A 5,441-nucleotide genomic window follows, 5' to 3' on the forward strand; every position below is an offset into this window, starting at 1 on the left:
TTAACAAGGAGGTCACTGTAATCTCGTGCCGTTCCAGCTTGTCGTTCAATCAATGTGTCAGGCCATGGCCCAAATTGTTTGGGCGTTATATGGTCAAGCCACACGGGCAATTAGTACTGGTTAGCTCAACGCCTCACAACGCTTACACACCCAGCCTATCAACGTCGTAGTCTTCGACGGCCCTTCAGGGGGATCAAGTCCCCGGTGAGATCTCATCTTGAGGCAAGTTTCCCGCTTAGATGCTTTCAGCGGTTATCTTTTCCGAACGTAGCTACCCGGCAATGCCACTGGCGTGACAACCGGAACACCAGAGGTTCGTCCACTCCGGTCCTCTCGTACTAGGAGCAGCCCCTCTCAAATCTCAAACGTCCACGGCAGATAGGGACCGAACTGTCTCACGACGTTCTAAACCCAGCTCGCGTACCACTTTAAATGGCGAACAGCCATACCCTTGGGACCGGCTTCAGCCCCAGGATGTGATGAGCCGACATCGAGGTGCCAAACACCGCCGTCGATATGAACTCTTGGGCGGTATCAGCCTGTTATCCCCGGAGTACCTTTTATCCGTTGAGCGATGGCCCTTCCATACAGAACCACCGGATCACTAAGACCTACTTTCGTACCTGCTCGACGTGTTGGTCTCGCAGTCAAGCGCGCTTTTGCCTTTATACTCTACGCACGATTTCCGACCGTGCTGAGCGCACCTTCGTACTCCTCCGTTACTCTTTAGGAGGAGACCGCCCCAGTCAAACTACCCACCATACACTGTCCTCGATCCGGATAACGGACCAGAGTTAGAACCTCAAAGTTGCCAGGGTGGTATTTCAAGGTTGGCTCCACGCGAACTGGCGTCCACGCTTCACAGCCTCCCACCTATCCTACACAAGCAAATTCAAAGTCCAGTGCAAAGCTATAGTAAAGGTTCACGGGGTCTTTCCGTCTAGCCGCGGATACACTGCATCTTCACAGCGATTTCAATTTCACTGAGTCTCGGGTGGAGACAGCGCCGCCATCATTACGCCATTCGTGCAGGTCGGAACTTACCCGACAAGGAATTTCGCTACCTTAGGACCGTTATAGTTACGGCCGCCGTTTACCGGGGCTTCGATCAAGAGCTTCGCCGAAGCTAACCCCATCAATTAACCTTCCGGCACCGGGCAGGCGTCACACCCTATACGTCCACTTTCGTGTTTGCAGAGTGCTATGTTTTTAATAAACAGTTGCAGCGGCCTGGTATCTTCGACCAGCCAGAGCTTACGGAGCAAGTCCTTCACCCTAGCCGGCGCACCTTCTCCCGAAGTTACGGTGCCATTTTGCCTAGTTCCTTCACCCGAGTTCTCTCAAGCGCCTTGGTATTCTCTACCTGACCACCTGTGTCGGTTTGGGGTACGATTTCTAGTTACCTGAAGCTTAGAGGCTTTTCCTGGAAGCATGGCATCAACCACTTCGTGTTCTAAAAGAACACTCGTCATCAGTTCTCGGCCTTAAGATCCCGGATTTACCTGAGATCTCAGCCTACCACCTTAAACACGGACAACCAACGCCGTGCTGGCCTAGCCTTCTCCGTCCCCCCATCGCAGTAACCAGAAGTACGGGAATATTAACCCGTTTCCCATCGACTACACCTTTCGGTCTCGCCTTAGGGGTCGACTCACCCTGCGTCGATTAACGTTGCGCAGGAACCCTTGGTCTTCCGGCGTGGGAGTTTTTCACTCCCATTGTCGTTACTCATGTCAGCATTCGCACTTCTGATACCTCCAGCCAACTTCTCAATTGACCTTCACAGGCTTACAGAACGCTCCTCTACCGCACATCCTAAGATGCACCCGTAGCTTCGGTGTATGGTTTGAGCCCCGTTACATCTTCCGCGCAGGCCGACTCGACTAGTGAGCTATTACGCTTTCTTTAAAGGATGGCTGCTTCTAAGCCAACCTCCTAGCTGTCTAAGCCTTCCCACATCGTTTCCCACTTAACCATAACTTTGGGACCTTAGCTGACGGTCTGGGTTGTTTCCCTTTTCACGACGGACGTTAGCACCCGCCGTGTGTCTCCCGTGCTCTGCACTCACTGGTATTCGGAGTTTGCATGGGGTTGGTAAGTCGGGATGACCCCCTAGCCCAAACAGTGCTCTACCCCCAGTGGTGATACACGAGGCGCTACCTAAATAGCTTTCGAGGAGAACCAGCTATCTCCGAGCTTGATTAGCCTTTCACTCCTATCCACAAGTCATCCGCTAACTTTTCAACGGTAGTCGGTTCGGTCCTCCAGTGCCTGTTACGGCACCTTCAACCTGCCCATGGATAGATCGCCCGGTTTCGGGTCTATACCCAGCGACTAAACGCCCTATTAAGACTCGGTTTCCCTACGCCTCCCCTAGACGGTTAAGCTCGCCACTGAATATAAGTCGCTGACCCATTATACAAAAGGTACGCAGTCACCGAACAAGTCGGCTCCCACTGCTTGTACGCATACGGTTTCAGGATCTATTTCACTCCCCTCACAGGGGTTCTTTTCGCCTTTCCCTCACGGTACTGGTTCACTATCGGTCAGTCAGGAGTATTTAGCCTTGGAGGATGGTCCCCCCATGTTCAGTCAACGTTTCACGTGCGCCGACCTACTCGATTTCACGGCAAAGAGTCTTTCGTGTACGGGGCTATCACCCACTATGGCCGCCTTTTCCACAGCGTTCCACTAGACTCAATACCGCTTAAGGGCTGCTCCCCGTTCGCTCGCCACTACTTGGGGAATCTCGGTTGATTTCTTTTCCTCCGGGTACTTAGATGTTTCAGTTCCCCGGGTTCGCCTCACACACCTATGTATTCAGTGTGTGATACCCAACTTATGTTGAGTGGGTTTCCCCATTCAGAGATCTCCGGATCAAAGGTCGTTTGCCACCTCCCCGAAGCTTTTCGCAGGCTACCACGTCTTTCATCGCCTCTGACTGCCAAGGCATCCACCGTATGCGCTTATTCACTTGACCATATAACCCCAAACAATCTGCTTGCGCCGATTGCTCAAAGCCTATGTCTTGACATGATTTCACGACAATCCGGAACTTGCACTTGAGATTACAAGTTACCTTAGCCATAACGTGTGCAGTGAAACACCCGTTATGTCTTGTCTTACTTCTATCACTTTTCCACATTGTTAAAGAGCGACTGATCAAAGATCAGACATCAATCATCCCGTCATAAATCCCTGGGATCATTCATGTATGAACTCTTATCGAGTACCGGCGATGGCAGCTGCTGTCCTGGTGGAGCCAAGCGGGATCGAACCGCTGACCTCCTGCGTGCAAGGCAGGCGCTCTCCCAGCTGAGCTATGGCCCCGTTCAGACCTGACACCTCGACAATTGGTGGGTCTGGGCAGATTCGAACTGCCGACCTCACCCTTATCAGGGGTGCGCTCTAACCAACTGAGCTACAGACCCAATTATCTCGGCCTGCTACCTGTTGCGTTAAAGCTACAGACCTAATCGCCTTTCTTTCGGAATCAAGTAATTCGTGTGAGTGCTTGAAAAAGCGTGTGATCTTTCGATTAAGGAGGTGATCCAGCCGCAGGTTCCCCTACGGCTACCTTGTTACGACTTCACCCCAGTCATGAATCACACCGTGGTAACCGTCCTCCCGAAGGTTAGACTAGCTACTTCTGGTGCAACCCACTCCCATGGTGTGACGGGCGGTGTGTACAAGGCCCGGGAACGTATTCACCGTGGCATTCTGATCCACGATTACTAGCGATTCCGACTTCATGGAGTCGAGTTGCAGACTCCAATCCGGACTACGAGAGACTTTATGGGATTAGCTCCACCTCGCGGCTTGGCAACCCTTTGTATCCCCCATTGTAGCACGTGTGTAGCCCTGGCCGTAAGGGCCATGATGACTTGACGTCATCCCCACCTTCCTCCGGTTTGTCACCGGCAGTCTCCTTAGAGTGCCCACCATAACGTGCTGGTAACTAAGGACAAGGGTTGCGCTCGTTACGGGACTTAACCCAACATCTCACGACACGAGCTGACGACAGCCATGCAGCACCTGTGTCAGAGTTCCCGAAGGCACCAATCCATCTCTGGAAAGTTCTCTGCATGTCAAGGCCAGGTAAGGTTCTTCGCGTTGCTTCGAATTAAACCACATGCTCCACCGCTTGTGCGGGCCCCCGTCAATTCATTTGAGTTTTAATCTTGCGACCGTACTCCCCAGGCGGTCAACTTAGTGCGTTAGCTGCGCCACTAAGAACTCAAGGTTCCCAACGGCTAGTTGACATCGTTTACGGCGTGGACTACCAGGGTATCTAATCCTGTTTGCTCCCCACGCTTTCGCACCTCAGTGTCAGTATCAGTCCAGGTAGTCGCCTTCGCCACTGGTGTTCCTTCCTATATCTACGCATTTCACCGCTACACAGGAAATTCCACTACCCTCTACCGTACTCTAGCCCAGCAGTTATGGATGCAGTTCCCAGGTTGAGCCCGGGGATTTCACACCCATCTTACTGAACCACCTACGCGCGCTTTACGCCCAGTAATTCCGATTAACGCTTGCACCCTCTGTATTACCGCGGCTGCTGGCACAGAGTTAGCCGGTGCTTATTCTGTCGGTAACGTCAAAACTTCAGGGTATTAGCCTAAAGCCCTTCCTCCCAACTTAAAGTGCTTTACAATCCGAAGACCTTCTTCACACACGCGGCATGGCTGGATCAGGGTTGCCCCCATTGTCCAATATTCCCCACTGCTGCCTCCCGTAGGAGTCTGGACCGTGTCTCAGTTCCAGTGTGACTGATCATCCTCTCAGACCAGTTACGGATCGTCGCCTTGGTGAGCCATTACCTCACCAACAAGCTAATCCGACCTGGGCTCATCTGATAGCGCAAGGTCCGAAGATCCCCTGCTTTCTCCCGTAGGACGTACGCGGTATTAGCGCCCGTTTCCGGACGTTATCCCCCACTATCAGGCAGATTCCCAGGTGTTACTCACCCGTCCGCCGCTAAATCCGGGAGCAAGCTCCCTTCTTCCGCTCGACTTGCATGTGTTAGGCCTGCCGCCAGCGTTCAATCTGAGCCATGATCAAACTCTTCAGTTAAAAACTGCATGGGTTTTGAGAAAACCCTAAACTTGGCTCAGCTTACTAAACTCATGAATTCACGAGTTACTTGTAGGCTGATAATCTTGCGATCATCACGACATCCACAAGCACCCACACGAATTACTTGATTCCAATTTGTTAAAGAGCGATTCGGTCCGCGTTTCCGCTTAACCAAGGCCGCGCATTCTACGCCAACCTTATGATCTGTCAAGCTTTTTTTGTGAGGCTTTGCAGCGCTGCACCGCTTGACACATCGGCCTGGAACGCTGCTGCTGTTCCGGGCCAGGGAGGCGCATTCTACAGGAGTCATACCCCGTGTCAACGCCTTCCTGAAAATCCTTTCTCACCCTGAAAAAGCGATG

2 tRNA genes and 2 rRNA genes are annotated in these 5,441 nt (G+C 52.4%); all 4 read right to left on the bottom strand.

Annotation, left to right across the window (positions count from 1 at the left end):
- Positions 1-89: 89 nt before the first annotated feature.
- Positions 90-2,980, bottom strand: a 23S ribosomal RNA gene (locus tag DHB74_RS16580).
- Between the two features lie 274 nt (positions 2,981-3,254).
- A tRNA-Ala gene (locus tag DHB74_RS16585) sits at positions 3,255-3,330 on the bottom strand.
- 24 nt (positions 3,331-3,354) lie between these two features.
- Positions 3,355-3,431 (bottom strand) — tRNA-Ile (locus DHB74_RS16590).
- A gap of 108 nt (positions 3,432-3,539) precedes the next feature.
- A 16S ribosomal RNA gene (locus tag DHB74_RS16595) occupies positions 3,540-5,076 on the bottom strand.
- The 16S and 23S rRNA genes sit together here with 2 tRNA genes alongside, the layout of an rRNA operon.
- Positions 5,077-5,441 lie beyond the last annotated feature (365 nt).

This window comes from Pseudomonas sp. G11-1 (assembly GCF_024031555.1).
Taxonomy (GTDB): domain Bacteria; phylum Pseudomonadota; class Gammaproteobacteria; order Pseudomonadales; family Pseudomonadaceae; genus Halopseudomonas; species Halopseudomonas bauzanensis.